General features: G+C 47.2%; 1 protein-coding gene. It reads left to right on the forward strand.

Translation table 11 applies throughout. From position 1 onward, the window contains the following. Window positions 1-563: 563 nt before the first annotated feature. The coding region (locus AB4583_RS17380) for a reverse transcriptase domain-containing protein (RefSeq protein WP_372118528.1) at window positions 564-1,190 on the forward strand (627 nt) is incomplete at its 3' end.

Consider the following 1,190-nt stretch of genomic DNA (forward strand, 5'->3'; position numbering starts at 1 on the left):
TGGTGCGCCGAGCATGGCGTTGATCTAGGAGGTGAAAGTCCTCTACGGGCTCAGTCGAGCGAGAACCGTTAGCCTATGCAAGGGTGTTCACCGTGAGGTGAAATCTGAAGGAAGCAAATGGCAAAACTTGGTTGTGACGAACAGAAATCTGATAGTAGGCCATTACAACTTGGGCAACCTAGCCATAGATAGAATAGCCCAATGCCTCGACGGGAAGTGTGTAGTGGTAAATCAGGCACAGCCAAGGGAAAGAACAACGTCTTACCTCGGGAGATCTTATGGTTTGTCTCAATAGAGACTAATACAGCAGTGATGTTGTGTGATGAGCAATAAGAAGTCAGCAGAAGGCATAGTACTTTGAGAATGTACAACTCAAAGGAAGGCCTGAACTGAATATATCAAGAAGCAGTCACTAGACACTCAATCATGTGGAGTCATAGCAAGATGAAACTCATCTCTACGTCCCAAAGGGCAATACCGCAAGTAAAGCTCATGGATACGAAGAATGACAAGCATGGTCGGCGTAGACAGGAGGGCGAGTCTTGGTGACCTCAACTTCGTTGATGGAGCAAATCTGCTCCTCAACCAATTTGAATCAAGCTCTTAGACGCGTGAAGAAGAACAAAGGGTGTGCAGGAGTCGACAAGCTCGACATCAACGCCACTATCTCAAGACTTCGACAGGCATCAAACGGGCAAGAGCTTCGCCAGAGTCTTCTGGATGGAAGCTATCAACCTCAACCTGTTCTTGGTGTAGAAATCCCCAAAGCTAGTGGTGGCGTAAGGCAATTAGGTATCCCAACAGTCCTTGATAGGGTAGTCCAACAGGCAATCACATCAGTGCTGTCATGTATCTATGAGCCGAAGTTCTCCGACAGTAGTTACGGGTTTAGACCCAACCGCAGTGCGCACCATGCATTGTCGGCCGCCAGTCGCTACATCCGAGAGGGTCGAGGTTATGTAGTAGATATCGACCTAGCAAAATACTTCGATACAGTGAATCACGATAGGCTAATGCACAGGCTGTCACAAGATATTGCTGATAAACGCGTGTTAAAGCTAATTAGGTCATACCTACAGGTAGGCATAATGCGACATGGACTAGTTGAGCAGAGACAACGAGGCACACCCCAGGGTGGGCCATTATCTCCGCTACTATCAAATATTGTATTAGATGAACTGGATAAAGAG

It is taken from the genome of Vibrio sp. 10N.222.49.C12, from assembly GCF_041475025.1.
Classification (GTDB): domain Bacteria; phylum Pseudomonadota; class Gammaproteobacteria; order Enterobacterales; family Vibrionaceae; genus Vibrio; species Vibrio crassostreae_C.